This is a genomic window from Streptomyces sp. NPDC048623 (assembly GCF_040650755.1).
Lineage (GTDB): Bacteria > Actinomycetota > Actinomycetes > Streptomycetales > Streptomycetaceae > Streptomyces.
Map to the genome: position 1 here is coordinate 524,710 of NZ_JBEZHV010000001.1, position 22,277 is coordinate 546,986.

Sequence of the window (22,277 nt, forward strand, 5' to 3'; positions counted from 1 at the left end):
GCAGTGCAGGCCCCAGCTGCATGATCGCTTCAGGTGTGTCTGGACTCCATCCACTGAAGAAGCGAAGGCTACGAAGTGCGTACGTACAGCCCCAAGCCCGGCGATGTCACTCGCCAGTGGCACATCATCGACGCGCAGGACATCGTCCTGGGCCGTCTGGCGACGACGGCTGCGAACCTCCTGCGAGGCAAGCACAAGCCCGTCTACGCGCCCCACATGGACATGGGCGACTTCGTCATCATCATCAACGCTGACAAGGTCCACCTGTCCGGCAACAAGAAGACCCAGAAGATGGCGTACCGCCACTCCGGCTACCCGGGTGGTCTGCGCTCGATCCGCTACGACGAGCTCCTCGAGAAGAGCCCGGAGAAGGCTGTCGAGAAGGCCATCAAGGGCATGATCCCCAAGAACTCCCTGGGCCGTCAGATGCTCTCGAAGCTGAAGGTCTACGCGGGCGCCGAGCACCCGCACGCTGCCCAGCAGCCGGTCCCGTTCGAGATCACCCAGGTCGCGCAGTAGTTCCGGCCACCCCCTAAGAACGAAAGAAATCTGAGGAGCATCGTGGCCGAGACCACCCCTGAGACCCCCGTCGACGAGTTCGAGGGCGTCGAGGAGTACACCACCGAGACCGAGATCGTCGAGGGTGACTACACCTCCGAGTCCGTCGCGTCCCGCTTCGGCGACCCGCAGCCGGCTGCCGGCCTGGGCCGTCGCAAGAACGCCATCGCCCGCGTCCGGATCGTCCCGGGCACCGGCAAGTGGAAGATCAACGGGCGCACGCTCGACAACTACTTCCCGAACAAGGTGCACCAGCAGGAAGTCAACGAGCCCTTCAAGGTGCTCGAGCTGGACAACCGCTACGACGTCATCGCCCGCATCTCGGGTGGCGGCGTCTCCGGTCAGGCCGGCGCCCTGCGCCTCGGCGTGGCCCGCGCCCTGAACGAGGCGGACGTCGAGAACAACCGCCCGGCGCTGAAGAAGGCCGGCTTCCTCTCCCGCGACGACCGTGCGGTCGAGCGCAAGAAGGCCGGTCTCAAGAAGGCCCGCAAGGCCCCGCAGTACAGCAAGCGCTAATCGCCTGCTCGGTCTGCTTGGCCCGGACGCCCCGGCGGCACTGCCCGTGCTGCCGGGGCGTCCGGCTTTTCGCCGGGGTCCCCGGCTTTTTCATTTTCGGACCTTGCTTTCATAATCTTGGGCATCACTTGGGCTCATCCCTGAGCGGCAGCCGGCCAAAAGCGGGCAGCAGCCACACGAGGGATCGCACCATCGGAGTATTTTCGGAGGACAGCTGTGGGACGACTCTTCGGCACGGACGGGGTACGCGGCGTGGCCAACGCCGACCTGACGGCGGAGCTGGCGCTCGGCCTGTCGGTCGCGGCCGCGCACGTGCTCGCCGAGACGGGCACCTTTGAGGGCCATCGGCCGACCGCCGTGGTGGGGCGCGACCCGCGCGCCTCGGGAGAGTTCCTGGAGGCCGCCGTCGTGGCCGGCCTGGCGAGCGCGGGCGTCGACGTCCTGCGCGTCGGTGTGCTGCCCACCCCGGCGGTGGCGTATCTCACCGGCGTGCTCGGCGCCGACCTCGGCGTGATGCTGTCCGCCTCCCACAACGCGATGCCCGACAACGGCATCAAGTTCTTCGCCCGCGGCGGCCACAAGCTCGCCGACGACCTCGAGGACCGCATCGAGTCCGTCTACGAGGAGCACCGCACCGGCGCCCCCTGGACCCGTCCCACCGGGGCCGGCGTCGGCCGCGTCCGCGACTACGACGAGGGCTTCGACAAGTACGTCGCCCACCTCATCGGCGTCCTCCCCAACCGGCTCGACGGCCTGAAGATCGTCCTCGACGAGGCCCACGGCGCCGCCGCCCGCGTCTCGCCCGAGGCCTTCTCCCGGGCCGGCGCCACCGTCGTCACCATCGGCGCCGAGCCCGACGGCCTCAACATCAACGACGGCTGCGGCTCCACCCACCTCGGCCTGCTCAAGGCCGCCGTGGTCGAGCACGGGGCCGACTTCGGCATCGCCCACGACGGCGACGCCGACCGCTGCCTCGCCGTGGACGGCCGCGGCGAGGAGGTCGATGGCGACCAGATCCTCGCGATCCTGGCCCTCGCCATGCGCGAGGCCGGCACCCTGCGCGGCGACACCGTCGTCGGCACCGTCATGTCCAACCTCGGCTTCAAGCTGGCGATGGAGCGCGAGGGCCTGGCCCTCGTGCAGACCGCGGTCGGCGACCGCTACGTCCTGGAGTCGATGAAGGAGCACGGCTACGCCCTCGGCGGCGAGCAGTCCGGCCACGTCATCGTGCTCGACCACGCCACCACCGGCGACGGCACCCTGACCGGACTGATGCTCGCGGCCCGCGTCGCCGCCACCGGCAAGTCCCTCGCCGAGCTGGCGGGCGTCATGGAGCGCCTGCCGCAGGTCCTCGTCAACGTGCCGAACGTCGACAAGTCCCGGGTGAACACCTCCGCCGAGCTGTCCCACGCCGTCGCCGAGGCCGAGCGCGAGCTCGGCACCACCGGCCGCGTGCTGCTCCGCCCCTCCGGCACCGAGCCGCTGGTGCGGGTCATGGTCGAGGCCGCGGACATCGAGCAGGCGCGCTCGGTGGCCGGGCGGCTCGCGGACGTGGTGAAGTCGGCGCTCGGCTAGACCGTGTGACGCACCGACAGCCCCCGCGGATCTGATCGCGGGGGCTGTCAGCGTTTCTTGCCCGTTCTGGGGATACGGGTCCAGCGGCCGCGCTGGGTGCGCCACAGCAGCTTCTGCGCGAAGAGCGTGAGCGTGCCGGCCGCGATGATGCCGGTCAGGTTGAGCACCAGCTGCACCATCGAGCCCCACATCTGGGCGTACTGCGCGTAGCTCAGCGCCACGGCGGCGTTCGCGCCGGCCGGGACCGTCGTCACGGAGATCGCGACCCCGATCAGCGCCCCCGACTTCGTCGAGGTGAGCGAGAGCGTGCCGGCCGCGCCCGCGAGCAGGGCGACGACGAAGGAGAACGGGTCCGGCTGCCAGATGAAGCTGGTGTTGGGGCGCGGGGCGTCGAGCTGCTCGATGCTGAACAGGCCGAGCGCGTCCATCCCCAGGCTGAACACGGTCGTCGCGACGATCGCCGCCGCGAAGCCGATGATCAGCGCGTACGAGGAGCGCAGCACCAGCTTCGGGGCGCGCCGCACAAGCCCCGTACAGATGCCGGCCAGTGGTCCGAACTCCGGGCCGACGGCCATGGCGCCCACGATGAGGACCGCGTTGTCGAGGACCACACCGCAGGCCGCGATCATCGTGGCGATGATCATGAAGGCGCTGTAGGTGATGGTGAGCGTCGACTCCTCGTGGGTGGCGTCGGTCAGCTGCTCCCAGATCACCGCGTCGGCGCCCTCGCCGGGCGCCTCCTCCTCGGCGGCGGTCGCCCGGCTCGACAGCGACAGATCGATGTTCTCGACGGCGATCGAGCCGTCCTGATCGATCTTCAGCTCCCGTATCCCGCGCAGGACTTCCTGCCCGGCCTCGCGCGCCACGTCGCACATCACGAGGTCGCCGGCCGGGTCCCGGGCCGCGCCCGGCAGCACCACGAGATGGGTGGTGCCGACGGTGCGCTCGATGAGCGCGACGGCCGAGTCCGTACGGTCGGGAGGAACGATCAGGCGCAGGTGCAGCATCCCGCGAGTGTAGGGGCTGACCTGTGCGGCGTCAGAGCTTGCGGAGGCTGAGGCGCTGCACCTTGTGGTCCGCGCCCTTGCGGACGACGAGCGTCGCCCGTCCGCGGGTCGGGGCCACGTTCTCCAGGAGGTTGACCTTGTTGACGGTCCGCCACATCGTGCGGGCGTACTCCAGGGCCTCCTCCTCGGAGACCTGGGTCCAGCGCCGGAAGTACGAGGACGGGTCCTGGAACGCGGTCTCGCGCAGCTTGCGGAAGCGGTTGAGGTACCACTGCTCGATGTCCTCGGCGCGGGCGTCCACGTACACCGAGAAGTCGAAGTAGTCGGCGAGCCCGACGCGGGTGCGCCCGTCCTTGCCGGGCAGGGCCGGCTGGAGGACGTTGAGCCCCTCGACGATCAGGATGTCGGGGCGGCGCACCACGAGCTTCTCGTCCGGCACCCGGTCGTAGATGAGGTGCGAGTAGACGGGCGCGGTGACCTCGTCCTTGCCCGCCTTCACGTCGGCGACGAAGCGGGTGAGCGCGCGCCGGTCGTACGACTCGGGGAAGCCCTTGCGGGACATCAGCCCCCGCGCCTTCAGCTCCTCCATCGGATAGAGGAACCCGTCGGTGGTGATCCGCTCCACCCGCGGGTGCTCGGGCCAGCGCGCGAGCAGCGCCTGGAGGAGCCGGGCGACGGTCGACTTCCCGACGGCCACGGACCCGGCGACCCCTATGACGAACGGCGTGCCGCGCTGCTCCGCCTTCTCCCCGAGGAAGGTGTTGAGCGCCCCGCGCAGCCCGCTGGTGGCCTGCACGTACAGATTGAGCAGCCGGGACAGCGGCAGATACACGTCCCGCACCTCGTCGAGGTCGATGACGTCCCCGAGCCCCTGCAGCTGCTCGACCTCGTCGGCGGTCAGCGGCAGCGGCGTCTTGTCGCGCAGTGCGCTCCACTCACCCCGGGTGAGGTCGACATAAGGCGTCGGCTCGGCCACCCGGCGCGAGCCGGTGCCGGTGCCGTTGCTTCGTGGCGGCGAAGTGATCACCGAGCCATTGTCGTGGCTCGGGGGCGGTCGTGGGTGACCCGGGGGCCGTGGGGTGGGTCACGTGGCGGGCTTCCCCCTCCGCCTGCCCGAAATCAGCTGCGTGCGTGTGACCTGCGCACATAGGGTTCGCCCGGACAACGCGAAGAAGCTGAAGAGAGAGCTGAGACATGAGAGTACGCGCCCTTCGTCACGCCGGGGCCGTCGCCGCGGTCACCACCCTCGCGCTCGCCCTCACCGCCTGCGCCGGCGAGGAGAAGAAGACCGAGGACAGCGGCAAGGCGGACGCCTCCGCCTCCGCGGCGGCGAAGCCCGACGTGACGGCGCTGCCGGCGGCGGATCTGGAGAAGCTGCTGGTGACGCAGGCGGACCTCAAGGGCTACAAGGTGGAGCAGGCCAAGCCTGCTGAGCACGTCAACGCCGGGGACGTCAGCGCCGACAAGCCCGCGTGCGAGCCGCTGGCCGAGGCCCTCTCCTGGGCCGCGCCCGGCACGCCCGGCGCCAGCGCCACCGTCAAGACGATCCCGATCCCGCAGAAGAAGGGCTCCTTCGAGGACGCCCTCGGCACCTTCGCCGCGCCCGTCACCTCGGTGACCCTCGGCTCCTACGCCGGCGAGGGCGCCCAGCAGGCCCTCGCGTCCCTGAAGGCGGCGGGCACCGAGTGCGCCGGCGGCTTCACCATCCACGGCGGCGGTGTGGCCACCAAGGTCACCAAGGTGCAGCCGGACACGGTGACCGCGGGCGACGAGGCCCTGGCCTGGACCGTCACCCGCGACATGGAGGGCGAGCCGTTCGTCACCAAGCTCGCCGTCCTCCGCAAGGGCAACAACCTCGCCGGCTTCGCCACGCTGAGCATCAGCGGCGAGGTCAAGGAGCAGCCGAAGACGGTCATCGACGCGCAGGCGGCGAAGCTGGGCTGAGCCGGGTCCGGTCGGGTCACGTCCGGTCAGGTCAGGTCCGCTCCGGATCCGGCCGCTCAGGGCCCTCGGGTCGTAGTCTGCCGTCATGTGCGGAATCGTGGGTTACGTCGGCGGTCAGTCGGCGCTCGAAGTGGTGATCGCAGGGCTCAAGAGGCTCGAATACCGCGGCTACGACTCGGCCGGTGTCGCCGTGCTCTCCGACGGAGGGCTCGCCGCCGCCAAGAAGGCCGGGAAGCTCGGCAACCTGGAGAAGGAGCTGGTGGAGCGGCCGCTGTCGAGCGGTTCCACCGGCATCGGGCACACCCGGTGGGCCACCCATGGCGGCCCCACCGACGCCAACGCGCACCCGCACCTCGACAACGCGGGCCGCGTCGCCGTCGTCCACAACGGCATCATCGAGAACTTCGCCGCCCTCCGCGCGGAGCTGGCGGACCGGGGCCACGAGCTGGCGTCCGAGACGGACACCGAGGTCGTGGCCCATCTGCTCGCCGAGGAGTACTCCTCCGTCGGCGATCTCGCCGAGGCGATGCGCCTCGTCTGCAAGCGGCTCGACGGCGCCTTCACCCTGGTCGCCGTGCACGCCGACCAGCCCGAGGTCGTCGTCGGTGCCCGCCGCAACTCCCCGCTCGTCGTCGGCGTCGGCGAGGGCGAGAACTTCCTCGCCTCCGACGTCTCCGCCTTCATCGCCCACACCCGCTCGGCCATCGAACTCGGCCAGGACCAGGTCGTGGAGCTCACCCGCGAGACCGTCACCGTCACCGACTTCCACGGCGCCCCCGCCGATGTACGGGCGTTCACGATCGACTGGGACGCCTCCGCCGCCGAGAAGGGCGGCTACGCCTCCTTCATGCTCAAGGAGATCGCCGAGCAGCCGAAGGCCGTCGCCGACACCCTCCTCGGCCGGATCGACGCCGAGGGGCGCCTGCGCCTCGACGAGGTGCGCATCCCCGACGCCGTGCTCCGCGAGGCCGACAAGATCGTCATCATCGCGTGCGGCACCGCCTTCCACGCCGGACTCATCGCGAAGTACGCCATCGAGCACTGGACCCGCATCCCCTGCGAGGTCGAGCTCGCCAGCGAGTTCCGCTACCGCGACCCGATCCTCGGGCAGCGCACCCTGGTCGTCGCGATCTCCCAGTCCGGCGAGACCATGGACACCCTGATGGCGCTGCGCCACGCGCGCGAGCAGGGCGCCAAGGTGCTCGCCGTCTGCAACACCAACGGGTCCACGATCCCGCGCGAGTCCGACGCCGTGCTCTACACCCACGCCGGGCCCGAGGTCGCCGTCGCGTCGACGAAGGCCTTCCTCACCCAGCTCGTCGCCTGTTACCTCCTCGCGCTCTACCTCGGGCAGGTGCGCGGCACCCAGTGGGGCGACGAGATCCACGCCGTCGTCCGCGACCTCGGCCGGATCGCCGAGGACGTCGAGCGGGTCCTGGGGACCATGGAGCCGGTACGGGCCCTGGCCCGTTCCCTCGCCGGCAAGGACACCGTGCTCTTCCTCGGCCGGCACGTCGGCTACCCGGTGGCCCTCGAAGGCGCGCTGAAGCTCAAGGAACTGGCGTACATGCACGCCGAGGGCTTCGCCGCCGGCGAGCTCAAGCACGGCCCGATCGCCCTCGTCGAGAAGGACCTGCCGGTCGTCGTGATCGTCCCCTCGCCGCGCGGCCGGTCCGTCCTCCACGACAAGATCGTGTCCAACATCCAGGAGATCCGGGCCCGGGGGGCCAGGACGATCGTGATCGCGGAGGAGGGCGACGAGGCCGTCGTCCCGTACGCCGACCATCTCGTCCGTATCCCCGCGACGCCTACGCTGCTCCAGCCGCTGGTCTCCACCGTGCCGCTCCAGGTCTTCGCCTGCGAACTGGCCACGGCGCGGGGCAACGAGGTGGACCAGCCGCGCAATCTGGCCAAGTCCGTGACCGTGGAGTGAAAGAAGAAGGACATGATCATCGGGGTGGGGATCGACGTGGCGGAGATCGACCGGTTCGAGGCGTCCCTTGACCGTACGCCGGGCCTCGTCCAGCGTCTCTTCGTCGACCGCGAGCTGATCCTGCCGAGCGGCGAGCGGCGCGGCCCGGCCTCGCTCGCGGTGCGGTTCGCCGCGAAGGAGGCTCTGGCCAAGGCCCTTGGCGCGCCGGGGAACCTGCACTGGACGGACGCCGAGGTGTACGTCGAGGACAGCGGCCAGCCGCGCCTGCGGGTGCGCGGCACCGTCGCCGCCCGCGCCGCCGAGCTGGGCGTACGGCACTGGCATGTGTCCCTCAGTCACGACGCGGGGGTGGCGTCGGCGGTGGTGATCGCGGAGGGTTGATGCCATGCGTACCGCTTATCGCGTGGAGACCGTACGGGCCGCCGAGGCCGAACTGATGGCGCGGGTGCCGGAGGGCGCGCTGATGCAGCGGGCCGCGGCCGGGCTCGCCGCCGCCTGCTGCTCGCTGCTCGGGAAGGGACGGGTGTACGGGGCGCGGGTCGTCCTGCTCGTCGGCAGCGGCGACAACGGCGGCGACGCGCTGTACGCGGGCGTGCGGCTCGCGCGGCGCGGGGCCGGGGTGACGGCGGTGCTGTTGGGGGAGCGGGCGCACGAGGCGGGGCTTGCGGCACTGCGGGCCGCCGGCGGACGGGTGACCGGTCCGCACGACGATCCCTACGAGGCCCTGGCCGCCGCCGACCTCGTCCTGGACGGCATCACGGGGATCGGCGGGCAGGGCGGGCTGCGGCCGGACGCCGTGCCCGTCGCGCGCGCCGCGCGCGGCTCCGACGCGGTCGTCGTCGCCGTCGACCTGCCGAGCGGCGTCGACGCGGACACCGGGGAGGTCGCGGGGGAGGCGCTGCGCGCCGACGCGACGATCACCTTCGGTACGTACAAGCCGGGGCTGCTCGTCGACCCCGCCCGGGAGTACGCGGGCGCGCTCAGGCTCGTCGACATCGGGCTCGGCGCGACCCTGCCGTCCGTGCCCGACCTGGAGGCGCTCCAGCACGAGGACGTGGCCCGGCGGCTGCCGGCGCCCGGGTCGGAGTCCGACAAGTACCGGCGCGGCGTCCTCGGCGTCGTCGCCGGCTCCGCCCGCTATCCCGGCGCCGCCGTGCTCGCCGTCTCCGGCGCGCTGCGGGGCGGTGCGGGGGCGGTGCGGTACGTCGGGCCGGCGGCGGGCGCGGTGATCGCCGCGCACCCCGAGACACTGGTCCACGACGGCCCGCCCGACAAGGCGGGGCGCGTCCAGGCCTGGGTCATCGGCCCCGGTCTCGGCGAGGGGCCCGGTGTCGCCGTGGCCCTCGGCCAGGTCCTGGCCACCGACGTCCCCGTCCTCGTCGACGCGGACGGCCTGCGCGTCCTGACCCCGACGGCGGTACGGGGCCGGTCCGCCCCCACTCTCCTCACCCCGCACGCGGGCGAGGCGGCGGCGCTGCTGGGGGTCGCGCGCGAGGAGGTCGAGTCGGCCCGCCTGTCGGCGGTGCGTGAACTGGCTGCCCGTTACGGCGCGACGGTGCTCCTGAAGGGCTCGACGACGCTGGTCTGCGGCCCGGGCGGCGCGGGCCCGGTCCGGGTGAACCCGACGGGCACGTCCTGGCTCGCCACGGCGGGCAGCGGCGACGTCCTCTCCGGCCTCGCCGGCGCCCTCCTCGCCACCGGCCTCCTCCCCGTCGACGCCCTCTCGGTGTCCTCCTACCTCCACGGCCTTGCGGCCCGCCGCGCGTCCCAGGGCGGCTCGCCGATCGCGGCGACCGACGTGGCGGAGGCGCTGCCGGGGGCGTGGCGGGACGTAGTGAGCTGAGGGGGCGGGGGTGGCGCGCGCGGCGCGGAGTGAGGCGGGCCACCGACCGCCTACGCGGTGCCGCGCGCCGCACCTGAGAGACTGGGGCCGATGACTCAGACACCGCACCCCCGCCGAGCCCGCGCCGAGATCGACCTCGGGGCGCTGCGCGCGAACGTGCGCGCGTTGCGTGCCCGTGTCGCGCCACACGTCCAGGTGATGGGCGTGGTCAAGGCGGACGCGTACGGGCACGGGGCCGTGCGGTGTGCGCGGGCCGCGCTGGAGGCCGGGGCGACGTGGCTGGGGACGGCCACGCCGCAGGAGGCGCTCGCGCTGCGGGCGGCGGGTCTCACCGAGGCGCGGATCATGTGCTGGCTGTGGACGCCGGGGGACCCGTGGGCCGACGGCATCCGGGCCGGGCTCGACATGTCGGTGAGCGGCCTGTGGGCCCTGCGCGAGGTGACGGAGGCCGCGCAGGCGGTCGGCCGCCCCGCCAGGATCCAGCTCAAGGCCGACACCGGCCTCGGCCGCAACGGCTGCCAGCCCGCCGACTGGCCCGAGCTCGTCGGCGAGGCCCTGAAGGCCGAGGCGCAGGGCCTCGTGAAGGTCACCGGCCTGTGGTCGCACTTCGCGTGCGCCGACGAGCCCGGGCACCCGTCGATCCCCGCGCAGCTCGACGTGTTCCGCTCGATGCTCGGCTTCGCCGAGAAGGCCGGCGTCGAGCCCGAGGTGCGCCACATCGCGAACTCCCCGGCCACCCTCACCCTCCCCGAGGCCCACTTCGACCTGGTCCGGCCGGGCATCGCCATGTACGGCGTGTCGCCCGACCCGGCCCTCGGCACCTCCGCCGACCTCGGCCTGCGCCCGGTGATGTCGCTGAAGGCGAGCGTCGCCCTGGTGAAGCGGGTGCCGGGCGGTCACGGCGTGTCGTACGGACACCACTACGTCACCCCGGACGAGACCACCCTCGGTCTGATCCCGCTCGGTTACGCGGACGGCATCCCCCGGCACGCCTCGGGCCGCGGCCCGGTCCTGGTCGGCGACCGGGTGCGGACCGTGGCCGGGCGGGTCGCCATGGACCAGTTCGTGGTCGACCTCGGCGACACCGGTCCCGGCGGCGACGCGCCCGAGCCCGGCACCGAGGCCGTGCTGTTCGGCCCCGGCGACCGGGGCGAGCCGACGGCCCAGGACTGGGCGGAGGCCGCCGACACCATCGCGTACGAGATCATCACCCGGATCGGCGCGCGCGTCCCGCGCGTCTACCTGGGGGACCGAGAGGACTGAGAGGGCCGTGGGCGACGACACCTGGCGCAAGGCCGGCTGGGCCGGGGCCGCGATAGGCGTGCTCGCCGCGGGCGCGGCGGCCGGCGTCGCGGTCGAGCGGCTCACCGTGGGTCGTTCGGTACGCCAGAAGGCGCGGCTCGCGCTCGACGCCGAAGGCCCGTACGGCGCCCTGCGCGGCACCTCCGGCCGGGCGCTCGCGGACGACGGCACCACGCTCTACTACGAGGTCGACGAGGTCGAGCCCGACCCCTCCGGGCCGCGCCGCCGGCGCCTCTTCGGGCGCAAGGCCCCCACGCCCGCCACCGTCGTCTTCAGCCACGGCTACTGCCTCACCCAGGACTCCTGGCACTTCCAGCGCGCCGCCCTGCGCGGGATCGTCCGCACCGTCCACTGGGACCAGCGCAGCCACGGGCACTCCGAGCGCGGGCGGGCCCAGCAGGGCCCGGACGGCGTGCCGGTCACCATCGAACAGCTGGGCCGCGACCTGAAGGCGGTGCTCGACGCCGCCGCGCCCGAGGGGCCGCTCGTGCTCATCGGGCACTCGATGGGCGGCATGACGATCATGGCCCTGGCCGCGCAGTACCCGGAGCTCGTGCGCGACCGCGTCGTCGGCGTCGGCTTCGTCGGCACCTCGGCCGGCCGGCTCGACGAGGTCAGTTACGGACTGCCGCTCGCCGGCGTCAACGCGGTGCGCCGCGTGCTGCCGGGGGTGCTCCGCGCCCTCGGCTCGCAGGCGGAACTGGTCGAGCGGGGCCGGCGGGCCACCGCGGACCTGTTCGCCGGGCTGATCAAGAAGTACTCGTTCTCCTCGAAGGACGTGGATCCGGCCGTGGCCCGGTTCGCCGAGCGGATGATCGAGTCGACCCCGATCGACGTCGTCGCCGAGTTCTATCCGGCCTTCGCCGAGCACGACATGACGGCCGCGCTCGGCGCCTTCCGCGAGATGCCGGTGCTCGCCCTCGCCGGGGACCACGACCTGGTCACCCCCAGCGCGCACACCGAGGCCATCGCCGACCTGCTGCCGGGCGCCGAGCTGGTCATCGTGCCCGACGCCGGGCACCTGGTGATGCTGGAGCACCCCGAGGCGGTCACCGACCGGATCGCCGACCTGCTGGTGAGGGCGGGAGCCGTCCCCGTACCCGGGTAGGTAGGTTGGCGGACATGGACACACCGCACGACCGGACCACGGCCCACCAGGCCACGGTCAACCAGGCCACCGTCGAGATCGACTCGCCCGAGCGCATGACGGAGCTCGGCCGGCGCCTCGCGAAGCTGCTGCGCCCCGGCGACCTCGTCATGCTCACCGGCGAGCTCGGCGCCGGCAAGACCACCCTGACCCGCGGGCTCGGCGAGGGCCTGGGCGTGCGGGGCGCGGTCACCTCGCCGACCTTCGTGATCGCCCGCGTCCACCCCTCGCTCGTGGACGGCCCGCCGCTGGTGCACGTCGACGCGTACCGGCTCGGCGGCGGTCTGGACGAGATGGAGGACCTGGACCTCGACGTCTCGCTGCCGGACTCGGTGGTCGTGGTCGAGTGGGGCGACGGCAAGGTCGAGGAGCTGACCGACGACCGGCTGCACGTGCTGATCCACCGGGTCGTGGGCGACACGGACGACGACCGGCGGACCGTCGTCCTCAACGGCATCGGTGCGCGCTGGGCGGGCGAGGACCTGCGGCTGAGCTGACCTGCGGCTGAGCCGAACGTACGTAGATTCCGACAACGTGTCGGGAAAATGTTGCGCCGGTGCTCGCGGGCGTGGTCACATGGATGCACGAGCTGGTTAGGTGTACCTAACCTACGGGAGGCAGGCATGGCGACGCCCGAGCGCGCGGACCACACCGAGGACACCGAGAGCGACATCGTCCGCGTCCCGATGAGAGAGCTGCTGGCCGCGTGCGCCGCCGCGACCGCCGTGTCCACCCCGCCGCGCGAACGCGAGCCCGGGGCCGTGGACGGGGCTGTGGACGAGGAGCCCGGCGCCCACGCCGTACACGACGAGGCCGCCTAGAACCCCTGCGGCGTCAGGCGACGACCACGACCTTCGCGCCGATCGTCGCGAACAGCCACAACGCGTCGCCGTCCGCCCGCTTCATCCGGATGCCGCCGGTCTTCTTCGTCGGGTCCGGGTCCGGCGTCGAGCCGTCCACCGCCGCGCTGAAGCCGATCGCGACGTCCTGCGTGGTCGTGAACCGCACCACGTGCTCGATCTGCACGCCGTCCGAGCCGCGCACCGAACCGGAGCGCGAGGTCACCGCGTACGCGCCCGGCGCCGGCGAGACCGTGCTCGGCATGACCGAGAAGGTGTGCGTGACCTGGTTCTTCGCGTCCACCAGCCACACCCGGCGGTCCTTGAGCCCGTACACCACGCGCTCGCCCCTGCCGGAGTCCGCGGGCAGCGCGAGCGGGTCGCGGACCGGCTGCTTCGGCTTCCCGGTCGCCTCGGCCGACGGCGCCGAGCTCGGCGTCCGCGGCTTCGCCGCCAGCTCGGCCGGCGACGGCGCGGAGGCCGAGGCCTGATAGGCGAGGAAGCCGACCACGGCGACCGCCGCCGCAGTGAGCGCGGCCACGAATCCCGAGCTGCTCCGTGCCACCGCGCGCCCACCTTCTGTCGTACGTACGTATCGGTGTCAATCTGACGGGCTGACCGTAGCAGCCGTCACCTCGGTCAGGCGGGGCGCCGCACCCCCACGCCCGGCGCCGTAGGCTGTTCGCGTGCTCTTGCTCGCCATGGATACCGCCACACCCGCCGTCACCGTCGCCCTCCACGACGGCGAGACCGTCGTCGCCGAGTACTCCCAGGTGGACGCCCGCCGCCACGGGGAGCTGCTGCTTCCCGCCGTCGACCGGGTCCTGAAGGAGGCCGGGCTCACGCTCGACGCGGTGACGGGCCTCGTGGTCGGCGTCGGCCCCGGCCCGTACACCGGGCTGCGCGTCGGCCTCGTCACCGCCGCCACCTTCGCCTCCGCGCTCGGCGTCCCGGTGCACGGCCTGTGCACGCTCGACGGACTCGCGTACGCGAGCGGGATCGAGGACGGGCCCTTCGTGGTCGCCACGGACGCGCGCCGCAAGGAGGTCTACTGGGCGAGGTACGAGAACTCCCGTACGCGCGTGACGGAGGCCTCCGTCGACCGGCCCGCCGACATCGCCGAGCAGCTCGCCGGCCTGCCCGTGGTCGGCGCCGGCGCCCGCCTCTACCCGGACGCCTTCCCGGACGCCCGCGACCCCGAGCACCAGTCGGCCGCCGCGCTCGCCGCCCTCGCGGCCGAGCGGCTCGCCGCGGGCGGTGAGGCCGGTGAGGCCGGTTTCCTCGACCCGCAGCCGATGTACCTGCGCCGCCCCGACGCGCAGGTGCCCAAGAACTACAAGGTGGTCACGCCCAAGTGAGCACCGTGAGCACCGCGAGCACCGAGACCGGTGCCGTGCTGCGCGAGATGCGCTGGTGGGACCTGGAGCCCGTGCTCGCGCTCGAAGCCGAGCTGTTCCCCGAGGACGCCTGGTCGGCCGGGATGTTCTGGTCCGAACTCGCCCACTCCCGGGGCCCGCGCGCGACCCGCCGCTACGTCGTCGCGGAGGCGCCCGACGGGCGGATCGTCGGGTACGCGGGCCTGGCCGCGGCCGGCGGCCTCGGCGATGTCCAGACCATCGCCGTCGCCCGCGACCAGTGGGGCACCGGCCTCGGCGCCCGGCTGCTCACCGACCTGCTCCGGCACGCCACCGCCTTCGAGTGCGACGAGGTCCTCCTCGAAGTGCGCGTGGACAACACCCGGGCTCAGAAGCTCTACGAGCGCTTCGGCTTCGAGCCCATCGGCTTCCGGCGCGGCTACTACCAGCCGGGCAACGTCGACGCGCTCGTGATGCGACTGATCGTTCAAGGAACTGGGACCGAAATCTGATGGCTGCTGACGAACCGCTCGTGCTCGGCATCGAGACCTCCTGCGACGAGACCGGCGTCGGCATCGTGCACGGCACCACCCTGCTCGCCGACGCCGTCGCGTCCAGTGTCGACACCCACGCCCGCTTCGGCGGCGTCGTGCCCGAGATCGCCTCCCGCGCCCATCTGGAGGCCATGGTCCCGACGATCGAGCGGGCGCTCAAGGAGGCCGGCGTCTCGCCGAGGGACCTCGACGGCATCGCCGTCACCGCCGGGCCCGGCCTCGCGGGCGCGCTGCTGGTCGGCGTCTCGGCGGCCAAGGCCTACGCGTACGCCCTCGGCAAGCCGCTCTACGGCGTCAACCACCTCGCCTCGCACATCTGTGTCGACCAGCTGGAGCACGGCCGGCTGCCCGAGCCGACGATGGCGCTCCTCGTCTCCGGCGGGCACTCCTCGCTGCTGCTCTCCTCGGACATCACCGCCGACGTACGGCCGATGGGCGCGACCATCGACGACGCGGCGGGGGAGGCCTTCGACAAGATCGCGCGCGTGCTCGACCTGGGCTTCCCGGGCGGCCCGGTCATCGACCGGCTCGCCAGGGAGGGCGACCCGGCGGCCATCGCCTTCCCGCGCGGTCTGAGCGGCGCCAAGGACCCGGCGTACGACTTCTCCTTCTCGGGCCTGAAGACCGCCGTGGCCCGCTGGATCGAGGCCAAGCGGAACGCCGGCGAGGACGTGCCCGTACGGGACGTCGCCGCGTCCTTCCAGGAGGCGGTCGTCGACGTGCTCACCCGCAAGGCCGTCCGGGCCTGCAAGGACGAGGGCGTCGACCATCTGATGATCGGCGGCGGCGTGGCCGCCAACTCGCGCCTGCGGGCCCTGGCCGAGGAGCGCTGCGAGCGGGCCGGCGTCCGGCTGCGGGTGCCGCGGCCGGGTCTGTGCACCGACAACGGCGCCATGGTGGCGGCGCTCGGCGCCGAGATGGTGGCGCGCGGGCGGGCGGCCTCGGACCTGGAGCTGTCGGCGGACTCCTCGCTGCCGGTGACGGAGTCGCACGTGCCGGGGAACCACGATCATGTGCACGAGGTCAGCAAGGAGAACCTCTACTCATGAGCACAGTGACCCTGATGTGGGAGGCGCGGGCGGCCGAGGGCCGGGGCGAGGAACTCCTCGCCTGGGCGCGGGCCCAGAAGCTCGCCCGTGATCCGCTCCGCCGCGAGACCTTCCGCGCCCCGCAGGACCGGGTGCTCGTCCTCACCTGGTGGGAGACGGCGGACGGCCTGGACGCCGAACTGCCCGAGCTGCCGGAGCCGGACGCGGGTCTGACCACCCGTCCGGTCCACCGCTGGCGCTTCGAATCGGTCGACCGTCAGTCGGACAGTCGTATCTAAGGCAACCTTTCGCCGGATTCGGGCATCCCACAGCGCGTGAAGAAGACGATCGCGCTGTGGGCGGCCCTGACCACCCTCGCCCTGTTCGCGGCGACCGGCTGCACCACCGCCGACGCCGACTCCCCGGCCCCGGCCGCCAGTACGGCGACCCCCTCGGCCGGCAACAAGGCGCCGGGGGCTCCTGATGCCCCCGAGGCGCCGGACGCGGCGGCCGCCACCGCCGCCGCGTACCGCAAGTGGGGCCTCAAGCCCCTCGCGCCGCCGCCCGCCCCGCCCGCGAAGAAGCCGGCCACGCGCACCGCAGGCGGCCCGGTCCCCGTCATCAGCGACATCGAGACCGACCAGAAGATCGTCTTCATCACGATCGACGACGGCGCCGAGAAGGACCCGCAGTTCGTCGCGATGATGAAGGACCTCAAGGTGCCGGTGACGATGTTCCTCACCGACGCCACGATCCGCTCGGACTACCCGTACTTCGCCCAGCTCACCGCCCAGGGCCACGGCCTCGCCAACCACACCCTCACCCACCCGAACCTGCGCACCCTGTCCCCGGACGCCCAGCGCCGGGAGATCTGCGGCCAGCAGGAGAAGCTGACGAAGGAGTACGGCACCCGGCCGCGCCTCTTCCGCCCGCCGTACGGCAACTGGAACGAGGCCACCCGCGCCGCCGCCAAGGAGTGCGGCATCGAGGCGATCGTGCTGTGGCGCGAGTCCATGCAGATCCAGAACATGCAGTACCAGCGCGGAGACGGGAAGCTGCACCCCGGGGACGTGATCCTGGCCCACTTCCGCGGCCCGTCCGAGCTCAAGGGCCGCACGATGACCCAGATGATGGCCAATCTGCTGCGCCACATCGAGGAGCAGGGCTACACGGTCGCGCGCCTGGAGGACTACGTCTGAGGACGACGTCCGAAAAGAATCTTCGGCGGGGTGTCGATGCGGGGCGGGCCCGTTCGACGTATGAGTGGAAGGCGGGGAACGGCCCCGCCACCGCACCCCGAGGAGTCACCGTGCCCCGCTACCTCTCCCTCGTCCGCATCGAGGAGAACACCATCGACATGGCGTCCGCCGACCCCGGCTTCGAGGAGCGCATGGGTGCGCTGTTCGAGGAGATCACCAAGGCCGGCGTCATGCTGGACACGGCCGGTCTGAAGCCGACCGCCGAGTCCACCCGGATCAGCTGGACGAACGGGAAGCTGTCGTACACGGACGGCCCGTTCACCGAGACCAAGGAGGTCGTCGGCGGCTACGCCCTGATGCAGTGCAAGGACATGGCCGAGGCGATCGAGTGGGGGAAGCGCTTCCTGGAGGTCCACCCCAAGGAGTGGACGGTGGGCCTGGAGGTCCGCGAGATCGAGGAGATGCCCGGCTCCTGAGCCCGGCTCGCGGCCGCTGTCAGTGCTCTGTGCTGTCATGTGAAGGGTGACGGCACAGAGCAGGGCCGGGGCCTCGGTCGAGCAGACGCTGGAGACGGTCTTCCGCCTGGAGTCGGCCCGGATCGTGGCCACCGCGGCCCGGGTCGTACGGGACCTGGGCATCGCCGAGGAGATCGCGCAGGACGTGTTCCTCGCGGCCCTGGAGCAGTGGCCCGGTTCCGGCCTCCCGGACCGGCCGGGGGCGTGGCTCGCGGCCGCCGCCAAACACCGCGCCGTCGACCTGGTGCGCCGCCGCGAGACGTATGCGCGCAAGCTCGCCGAGGTGGGCCGGACGCTCGACGAGGCGGCGTACGACCCGGAGCCCTCGGGCCCCGGCGACATCGACGACGACGTGCTGCGGCTCGTCTTCACCGCCTGCCATCCGGTGCTGTCCGCCGAGGCCCGCACCGCGCTCACGCTGCGCCTGGTCGGCGGGCTGCGCACGGACGAGATCGCCCGCGCCTTCCTCGTCCCCGAGCCGACGGTCGCGCAGCGGATCGTGCGCGCCAAGCGGACCCTCGCGAAGGCGGGCGTGGACTTCGAGGTGCCGTACGGGGCGGACCGGGCGGCCCGGCTCGACTCGGTCCTCGAAGTCATCTACCTGATCTTCAACGAGGGGTACGCGGCGACCGCGGGCGACGACCTGCTGCGCCCCGCGCTGTGCGAGGACGCCCTGCGGCTCGCGCGCGTGCTCGCCGCGCTCATGCCGAAGGAGGGCGAGGTCCACGGCCTGGCCGCGCTCCTGGAGATCCAGGCCTCCCGCACCGCGACCCGCACCGGCCCGGACGGGGCGCCGGTGCTCCTCGCCGACCAGAACCGCAGGCGCTGGAACCGGCTCCTCATCCGGCGCGGCTTCGCCGCCCTGGAGCGCGCCGTCGAGGCGGGCGGCGCCAACGGCCCGTACGCCCTCCAGGCCACCATCGCCGCCTGCCACGCCCGCGCGGCGACCTACGCGTCCACGGACTGGCCCACCATCGCCGCCCTCTACGCCCGCCTCGCCACCGTCGCCCCCTCCCCGGTCGTCGAACTCAACCGCGCGGTCGCCGTCTCCATGGCCGACGGCCCCGAGGCCGGTCTCGCCCTCGTCGACGCCCTGGCCACCGCCCCCGGTCTCGACCGCTACCACCTCCTCCCCAGCGTCCGCGGCGACCTCCTCGCCCGCCTCGGCCGTACGGAGGAGGCCCGCGCGGAGTTCGAGCGGGCGGCCGCCCTGACCCGTAACGAGCGGGAGCGGGCCCTCCTGCTCCAACGGGCCGTACAGGCCGCGAAGTCCGGAGGTTAGGCTCACGGGCATGTCCCGTCGTACCGCGCTGCCGTATCTGCCGCCGCCCCCGCCGCCCGCCGAACTGCAGAGCTGGCCGGACCGGGCGGCCCGGCTCACCGACCGGGCGCTGGCGCTCGACGACCTGTCCCGCCGCTACCTCGGCGCCGGGCGGCTCACGCTGTTCCTGGTGTGGTTCGCGCTGCTCGAACTCGGCTGGGCGCTCTTCAGCCTGGTCTTCACGGCCTTCGACGACGTGCTCGTGGTGGACCCGATCACCCTGTTCCTCTGCCTGTTCAGCGCGGTCCTCGGGCTCGGCGCGCTGATCCCGGGCGTCTGGATGACCGTACGGAGCCTGCGCCGCGATCAGGTGGTGCGCGCGCGCCTCGTCCGGTGGGCCGCCCTCGACCGCGACCCCGCCGCCGACGCCCGGCTGCGCGCTCCGGTCCTGAGCGTGTGCTGGCTGCTGCTGTCCTTCGCGATGTGCGCGGTCGGCCTGTGGACGTCCTTCGCCGTGTCGTTCAACACCACGCGGGACAACGGCGGTTACCCGCTCGTCGCGTACGGCATGGGCGCCGGGCTCATTCTCTGGGTGACCGGCCTCACGGGCCTCGTGAAGGCCATCGGCCACTACCGGCTGGCCGTGCGGCTCAACGGCCCCCGGCCGGGTGCCCGATCAGCATCGTCGGCGCCCCCGCGACCCGAGTGAGCAGCACCGTCGCGGAGTTGGGGCCCTTCGGCTTCACCTTGCGGCGGATCTCCTCGGGCTCGACGGCCGAGCCGCGCTTCTTCACCGTCAGGGTGCCGACCTCGCGTTCGCGCAGCAGGGCCTTCAACTTCTTGAGGTTGAAGGGGAGTTCGTCGGTGATCTGGTAGGCGGCGGCGTACGGGGTGGGGCGGAGCTCGTCGGCCGTGACGTACGCGATGGTCTCGTCGATCAGTCCGCCGTCCAGCTCCCGCGCCACCTCGGCGACCAGATGGGCGCGGATGACGGCGCCGTCCGGCTCGTACAGATAGCGGCCGACCGGGCGGACCGCCGGGTCGGGCAGCCGGCCTCCGGTGAGCGTGGCGCCGCCCGGCAGCAGGGTGGCGCGGCGGGCGCCGGGCTCGGTGCCGAACCAGAGCACCGCCTCCTTCACATCGCCGCCGTCCGAGATCCACTCCGCCTCGGCCTCGTCCGGCACCGCCTCGTGCGGGATGCCCGGCGCGATCTTCAGGGCCGCGTGCGGGGCCTTGCGGGCCGCCTCGACCGCCCAGGACAGCGGCGGCGAGTACGCCTCGGGGTCGAAGATCCTGCCCCGGCCGCCGCGCCGCGCAGGGTCGACGAACACCGCGTCGTACGCACGGGTGTCGATCTCCGTGACGTCCGCGCAGCGCACCTCGATCAGGTCCGCGAGCCCGAGGGCGGCGGCGTTGGCGCGGGCCGCCTCGGCGGTCAGCGGGTCGCGGTCGACGGCGAGGACGGAGATCCCGGCGCGGGCGAGCGCGAGGGCGTCGCCGCCGATGCCGGAGCACAGGTCGGCGACGCTGCGCACGCCGAGCGCCTTCATCCGCCCGGCCCGGTAGGACCCGACCGTCGCCCGGGTCGACTGCTCGACGCCGTTCGGCGTGAAGTACATCCGGTACGCGTCCTCCGCGCCGAACTTCGCCACCGCCCGCTGCCGCAGCCGCGCCTGCCCGAGCGCCGCCGACACCAGCTCGGCCGGGTGGTCCCGGCGCAGGCGCGAGGCGACCGCGAGTTCCTGGGCGGGGTCGTAGTCGCGCAGGGCGGCGAGCAGGGCCTGCCCCTCGGGGGCGAGCAGGGCGGTGAAGGCGGCGAGGTCGGTCACCTTCCCATTGTCGCCGTGGGCCGGCGGCCCGGTGGCCCTGGTCCGTACGGGTGCGGGCCGGCCGGGGGACGGTGCGGGTCCGCCGGTGGTGTCGGGACCCCGGAGGGGCGTGGCGCTGACAGGATGCGGCGCCATGCAGCTCGTACGACAAAAAGAACAGAAGCATGTATTCCGGTCCGCCACCGGATTCCGGTCCGCGCGGGCGGTCGGGGCGGCCCTGCTCGTCGCCGCCCTCGGCTCCGCCTGCGCCGGCCCCGTCGCCGAGGAGAAGCCCGCTCCGGCCAAGCCGGCCGCCGGCCAGCAGCAGGCCGAGCCCGGGGGCGCGGCCGGCGCGCTCGACGCGTACGTCGAGAGGGTCCGCAAGGCCCGCGCCGCCCGGGTCGCCGCCGCGAAGAAGTGGGGTCTGGCCCAGCCGCCCATCGAGGCGCCCGCGCCGCCCAAGGTGAAGCCGAAGATCACCACGCGCAAGGGCTTCGAGACCGACGGCGTCGGCCTCCCGCCGGTGTTCACCACCGTGCCGACCAAGCAGAAGGTCGTCTTCCTGACCATCGACGACGGCGCCGAGAAGGACCCGGCGCTGCTGCGCATGATGGACGAGCTGAAGATCCCGTACAGCGCCTTCCTCAGTAACTACCTGGTGAAGGACGACTACGGCTACTTCAAGAAGATGCAGGGCCAGGGCGTGACCCTGAACAACCACACGCTCACCCACCCCTATCTGCCCGGTCTCGACTACGACGAGCAGAAGCGGGAGATCTGCGGGATGCAGGACATCATGCAGAAGCAGTTCGGCCGGCGGCCCCAGCTGTTCCGCCCGCCGTACGGCAACTACAACGAGGACACGCTGCGCGCCGCCAGGTCCTGCGGCGTCAAGGCCGTCCCGCTGTGGGCGTCGGAGGCCTTCGCCGACCACATGGAGTGGCGCGAGTGGGACCGGGACCTGCACCCCGGCGACATCATCCTCACGCACTTCCGGGGCAAGCAGGAGTGGAAGGGCTCCATGCCGGACATGATCCGTCTGGTGATGAAGACGATCACGGCCAAGGGGTACGCGGTGGCGAAGCTCGAGGACTACGTGTGAGCCGGGCGCGCCGGCCGGTCGCCGCCCTGGTCCTGGCCGGCGCGCTGCTCGCGGCCCTCCCGGCCTGTGCTCCTTCGGTCGACCCGTTCGAGCGGCTCGGCCGCAAGGCGGCGGAACGGGTCACCCCGCATCCCCGCCGCACGGTCCATGAGGAGCACCCGGAAGCCCGCCCGGAGGTGCCGCGTCACGCCACGGGGTCGTGAATTGGCACTCCGCTTGACCGAGTGCTAATCGCGGTCATAGTCTCGGCTCTGGCACTCCCCGCAGGAGAGTGCCAACACAGCGACGGGCAGGTCCGGCACCCGCGACGACGGATCCACCTGGTCGCCACCTCAGACAGTCAACCCCGTGAGATCACCGAAGGGGGAGGTCGGATCGTGACGACCACCAGCTCCAAGGTTGCCATCAAGCCGCTTGAGGACCGCATCGTGGTCCAGCCGCTCGACGCCGAGCAGACCACGGCCTCTGGCCTGGTCATCCCGGACACCGCGAAGGAGAAGCCCCAGGAGGGCGTCGTCCTCGCCGTGGGCCCGGGCCGCTTCGAGAACGGCGAGCGCCTTCCGCTCGACGTGAAGACCGGCGACATCGTGCTCTACAGCAAGTACGGCGGCACCGAGGTGAAGTACAACGGCGAGGAGTACCTCGTCCTCTCGGCTCGCGACGTGCTCGCGATCATCGAGAAGTAAGTCACCAAGGCACCTGAGCCAGATGCTTTGAGCTGCGCCCCTGACCCCCTCTTTTCTGCGTGGGCGTCCAGGGGCGCAGTTTTCTTTCAACGATTTCCGAGAGGG

Annotated in this window: 26 protein-coding genes; 22 read left to right on the plus strand and 4 right to left on the minus strand. The window is 72.5% G+C overall.

All coding sequences use genetic code 11. The features are described 5' to 3' along the window. The first annotated feature begins 75 nt into the window (after positions 1 to 75). From rplM to glmM, 3 genes are all read left to right on the plus strand, one after another. The gene (gene rplM / locus AB0C73_RS02710) at positions 76 to 519 is read left to right on the plus strand and encodes a 50S ribosomal protein L13 (protein ID WP_362523695.1); all 444 of its coding nucleotides are present in this window, start codon (positions 76 to 78) and stop codon (positions 517 to 519) included. Positions 520 to 561: 42 nt separating this feature from the next. Continuing rightward, a complete protein-coding gene (gene rpsI, locus AB0C73_RS02715) occupies positions 562 to 1,074 on the plus strand; it encodes a 30S ribosomal protein S9 (RefSeq protein ID WP_362523697.1) in 513 nt (170 codons plus the stop codon). A gap of 216 nt (positions 1,075 to 1,290) precedes the next feature. After that, positions 1,291 to 2,649 (plus strand): phosphoglucosamine mutase, encoded by a 1,359-nt coding sequence (glmM, locus tag AB0C73_RS02720; protein WP_362523699.1) that lies wholly within the window; start codon positions 1,291 to 1,293, stop codon positions 2,647 to 2,649. Positions 2,650 to 2,696: 47 nt separating this feature from the next. On the opposite strand, the gene AB0C73_RS02725 is transcribed toward glmM, so the two are convergent. Together AB0C73_RS02725 and coaA are read right to left on the minus strand one after the other, a co-directional pair. Then, positions 2,697 to 3,656, minus strand: a complete 960-nt coding sequence (locus tag AB0C73_RS02725; RefSeq protein ID WP_362523701.1) for a DUF389 domain-containing protein — start codon at positions 3,654 to 3,656, stop codon at positions 2,697 to 2,699. Positions 3,657 to 3,687: 31 nt separating this feature from the next. Next, positions 3,688 to 4,683, minus strand: coding sequence for a type I pantothenate kinase (gene coaA / locus AB0C73_RS02730; protein ID WP_362523703.1), 996 nt, complete (start codon positions 4,681 to 4,683; stop codon positions 3,688 to 3,690). A 167-nt stretch (positions 4,684 to 4,850) separates the two neighbouring features. On the opposite strand from coaA, the gene AB0C73_RS02735 reads away from it, so the two are divergent. The 8 genes from AB0C73_RS02735 (at position 4,851) to AB0C73_RS02770 (ending at position 12,646) form a co-directional block, all read left to right on the plus strand. Further along, entirely contained in the window at positions 4,851 to 5,600 is a 750-nt protein-coding gene (locus AB0C73_RS02735) for a hypothetical protein (protein ID WP_362523705.1), read from the plus strand. Between the two features lie 85 nt (positions 5,601 to 5,685). Continuing rightward, positions 5,686 to 7,533 carry a glutamine--fructose-6-phosphate transaminase (isomerizing) gene (glmS, locus tag AB0C73_RS02740; RefSeq protein WP_362523707.1) on the plus strand — a complete coding sequence of 616 codons (1,848 nt, stop codon included), beginning with the start codon at positions 5,686 to 5,688 and terminating at the stop codon, positions 7,531 to 7,533. Positions 7,534 to 7,545: 12 nt separating this feature from the next. After that, the gene (locus AB0C73_RS02745) at positions 7,546 to 7,914 is read left to right on the plus strand and encodes a holo-ACP synthase (RefSeq protein ID WP_362523709.1); all 369 of its coding nucleotides are present in this window, start codon (positions 7,546 to 7,548) and stop codon (positions 7,912 to 7,914) included. Positions 7,915 to 7,918: 4 nt separating this feature from the next. Beyond that, the gene (locus AB0C73_RS02750; RefSeq protein WP_362523711.1) at positions 7,919 to 9,376 is read left to right on the plus strand and encodes an NAD(P)H-hydrate dehydratase; all 1,458 of its coding nucleotides are present in this window, start codon (positions 7,919 to 7,921) and stop codon (positions 9,374 to 9,376) included. A gap of 90 nt (positions 9,377 to 9,466) precedes the next feature. Then, a complete protein-coding gene (alr, locus tag AB0C73_RS02755; RefSeq protein ID WP_362523713.1) occupies positions 9,467 to 10,639 on the plus strand; it encodes an alanine racemase in 1,173 nt (390 codons plus the stop codon). Between the two features lie 7 nt (positions 10,640 to 10,646). Next, on the plus strand, positions 10,647 to 11,786 hold the full coding sequence (locus tag AB0C73_RS02760) for an alpha/beta hydrolase (RefSeq protein ID WP_362523715.1): 1,140 nt from the start codon (positions 10,647 to 10,649) through the stop codon (positions 11,784 to 11,786). A gap of 14 nt (positions 11,787 to 11,800) precedes the next feature. Then, positions 11,801 to 12,322, plus strand: a complete 522-nt coding sequence (gene tsaE, locus AB0C73_RS02765; protein WP_362523716.1) for a tRNA (adenosine(37)-N6)-threonylcarbamoyltransferase complex ATPase subunit type 1 TsaE — start codon at positions 11,801 to 11,803, stop codon at positions 12,320 to 12,322. Positions 12,323 to 12,448: 126 nt separating this feature from the next. Further along, positions 12,449 to 12,646 carry a hypothetical protein gene (locus tag AB0C73_RS02770; protein WP_362523718.1) on the plus strand — a complete coding sequence of 66 codons (198 nt, stop codon included), beginning with the start codon at positions 12,449 to 12,451 and terminating at the stop codon, positions 12,644 to 12,646. Between the two features lie 13 nt (positions 12,647 to 12,659). Here AB0C73_RS02770 and AB0C73_RS02775 read toward each other — a convergent pair whose 3' ends face one another. Continuing rightward, positions 12,660 to 13,229, minus strand: coding sequence for a L,D-transpeptidase (locus AB0C73_RS02775; RefSeq protein ID WP_362523720.1), 570 nt, complete (start codon positions 13,227 to 13,229; stop codon positions 12,660 to 12,662). Between the two features lie 121 nt (positions 13,230 to 13,350). Here AB0C73_RS02775 and tsaB point away from each other — a divergent pair, with 121 nt between their 5' ends. The 8 genes from tsaB (at position 13,351) to AB0C73_RS02815 (ending at position 19,285) form a co-directional block, all read left to right on the plus strand. Continuing rightward, positions 13,351 to 14,022: a tRNA (adenosine(37)-N6)-threonylcarbamoyltransferase complex dimerization subunit type 1 TsaB gene (gene tsaB / locus AB0C73_RS02780; protein ID WP_362523722.1), complete on the plus strand. Its 672-nt coding sequence runs from the start codon at positions 13,351 to 13,353 to the stop codon at positions 14,020 to 14,022. A gap of 47 nt (positions 14,023 to 14,069) precedes the next feature. Beyond that, the gene (gene rimI, locus AB0C73_RS02785) at positions 14,070 to 14,531 is read left to right on the plus strand and encodes a ribosomal protein S18-alanine N-acetyltransferase (RefSeq protein WP_362523883.1); all 462 of its coding nucleotides are present in this window, start codon (positions 14,070 to 14,072) and stop codon (positions 14,529 to 14,531) included. Beyond that, complete coding sequence (tsaD, locus tag AB0C73_RS02790) at positions 14,531 to 15,622, plus strand: tRNA (adenosine(37)-N6)-threonylcarbamoyltransferase complex transferase subunit TsaD (protein WP_362523723.1); 1,092 nt, start codon at positions 14,531 to 14,533, stop codon at positions 15,620 to 15,622. Before rimI ends, tsaD begins: the two co-directional genes overlap by 1 nt. Then, the gene (locus AB0C73_RS02795; RefSeq protein ID WP_362523725.1) at positions 15,619 to 15,900 is read left to right on the plus strand and encodes a hypothetical protein; all 282 of its coding nucleotides are present in this window, start codon (positions 15,619 to 15,621) and stop codon (positions 15,898 to 15,900) included. Before tsaD ends, AB0C73_RS02795 begins: the two co-directional genes overlap by 4 nt. A 36-nt stretch (positions 15,901 to 15,936) precedes the next feature. Then, complete coding sequence (locus AB0C73_RS02800; protein WP_362523727.1) at positions 15,937 to 16,800, plus strand: polysaccharide deacetylase family protein; 864 nt, start codon at positions 15,937 to 15,939, stop codon at positions 16,798 to 16,800. Positions 16,801 to 16,910: 110 nt separating this feature from the next. Then, positions 16,911 to 17,276 carry a YciI family protein gene (locus AB0C73_RS02805; protein ID WP_362523728.1) on the plus strand — a complete coding sequence of 122 codons (366 nt, stop codon included), beginning with the start codon at positions 16,911 to 16,913 and terminating at the stop codon, positions 17,274 to 17,276. 46 nt (positions 17,277 to 17,322) lie between these two features. After that, the gene (locus AB0C73_RS02810) at positions 17,323 to 18,597 is read left to right on the plus strand and encodes an RNA polymerase sigma factor (RefSeq protein ID WP_362523730.1); all 1,275 of its coding nucleotides are present in this window, start codon (positions 17,323 to 17,325) and stop codon (positions 18,595 to 18,597) included. A 10-nt stretch (positions 18,598 to 18,607) separates the two neighbouring features. Next, positions 18,608 to 19,285, plus strand: a complete 678-nt coding sequence (locus AB0C73_RS02815; protein WP_362523732.1) for a hypothetical protein — start codon at positions 18,608 to 18,610, stop codon at positions 19,283 to 19,285. Here AB0C73_RS02815 and AB0C73_RS02820 read toward each other — a convergent pair. Further along, positions 19,227 to 20,405 (minus strand): class I SAM-dependent methyltransferase, encoded by a 1,179-nt coding sequence (locus tag AB0C73_RS02820; protein ID WP_362523733.1) that lies wholly within the window; start codon positions 20,403 to 20,405, stop codon positions 19,227 to 19,229. The genes AB0C73_RS02815 and AB0C73_RS02820 overlap by 59 nt on opposite strands. A 133-nt stretch (positions 20,406 to 20,538) precedes the next feature. Between AB0C73_RS02820 and AB0C73_RS02825 the strand changes: the two genes are divergently transcribed. The 3 genes from AB0C73_RS02825 (at position 20,539) to groES (ending at position 22,172) form a co-directional block, all read left to right on the plus strand. Continuing rightward, positions 20,539 to 21,486: a polysaccharide deacetylase family protein gene (locus AB0C73_RS02825; RefSeq protein WP_362523735.1), complete on the plus strand. Its 948-nt coding sequence runs from the start codon at positions 20,539 to 20,541 to the stop codon at positions 21,484 to 21,486. Further along, positions 21,483 to 21,689, plus strand: coding sequence for a hypothetical protein (locus tag AB0C73_RS02830; protein ID WP_362523737.1), 207 nt, complete (start codon positions 21,483 to 21,485; stop codon positions 21,687 to 21,689). Before AB0C73_RS02825 ends, AB0C73_RS02830 begins: the two co-directional genes overlap by 4 nt. Positions 21,690 to 21,863: 174 nt before the next feature. Further along, on the plus strand, positions 21,864 to 22,172 hold the full coding sequence (groES, locus tag AB0C73_RS02835) for a co-chaperone GroES (protein ID WP_003998759.1): 309 nt from the start codon (positions 21,864 to 21,866) through the stop codon (positions 22,170 to 22,172). The last annotated feature ends 105 nt before the right edge of the window (positions 22,173 to 22,277 follow it).

What these genes read in the sequence shown, in the direction of transcription:
- AB0C73_RS02725 (WP_362523701.1), bottom strand. Translation starts at nt 3,656, where the DNA reads ATGCTGCACCTGCGCCTGATCGTTCCTCCCGACCGTACGGACTCGGCC.
- AB0C73_RS02735 (WP_362523705.1), top strand. Translation starts at nt 4,851, where the DNA reads ATGAGAGTACGCGCCCTTCGTCACGCCGGGGCCGTCGCCGCGGTCACC.
- glmS (WP_362523707.1), top strand. Translation starts at nt 5,686, where the DNA reads ATGTGCGGAATCGTGGGTTACGTCGGCGGTCAGTCGGCGCTCGAAGTG.
- AB0C73_RS02745 (WP_362523709.1), top strand. Translation starts at nt 7,546, where the DNA reads ATGATCATCGGGGTGGGGATCGACGTGGCGGAGATCGACCGGTTCGAG.
- AB0C73_RS02750 (WP_362523711.1), top strand. Translation starts at nt 7,919, where the DNA reads ATGCGTACCGCTTATCGCGTGGAGACCGTACGGGCCGCCGAGGCCGAA.
- alr (WP_362523713.1), top strand. Translation starts at nt 9,467, where the DNA reads ATGACTCAGACACCGCACCCCCGCCGAGCCCGCGCCGAGATCGACCTC.
- tsaE (WP_362523716.1), top strand. Translation starts at nt 11,801, where the DNA reads ATGGACACACCGCACGACCGGACCACGGCCCACCAGGCCACGGTCAAC.
- AB0C73_RS02770 (WP_362523718.1), top strand. Translation starts at nt 12,449, where the DNA reads ATGGCGACGCCCGAGCGCGCGGACCACACCGAGGACACCGAGAGCGAC.
- rimI (WP_362523883.1), top strand. Translation starts at nt 14,070, where the DNA reads ATGCGCTGGTGGGACCTGGAGCCCGTGCTCGCGCTCGAAGCCGAGCTG.
- tsaD (WP_362523723.1), top strand. Translation starts at nt 14,531, where the DNA reads ATGGCTGCTGACGAACCGCTCGTGCTCGGCATCGAGACCTCCTGCGAC.
- AB0C73_RS02795 (WP_362523725.1), top strand. Translation starts at nt 15,619, where the DNA reads ATGAGCACAGTGACCCTGATGTGGGAGGCGCGGGCGGCCGAGGGCCGG.
- AB0C73_RS02815 (WP_362523732.1), top strand. Translation starts at nt 18,608, where the DNA reads ATGTCCCGTCGTACCGCGCTGCCGTATCTGCCGCCGCCCCCGCCGCCC.
- AB0C73_RS02825 (WP_362523735.1), top strand. Translation starts at nt 20,539, where the DNA reads ATGCAGCTCGTACGACAAAAAGAACAGAAGCATGTATTCCGGTCCGCC.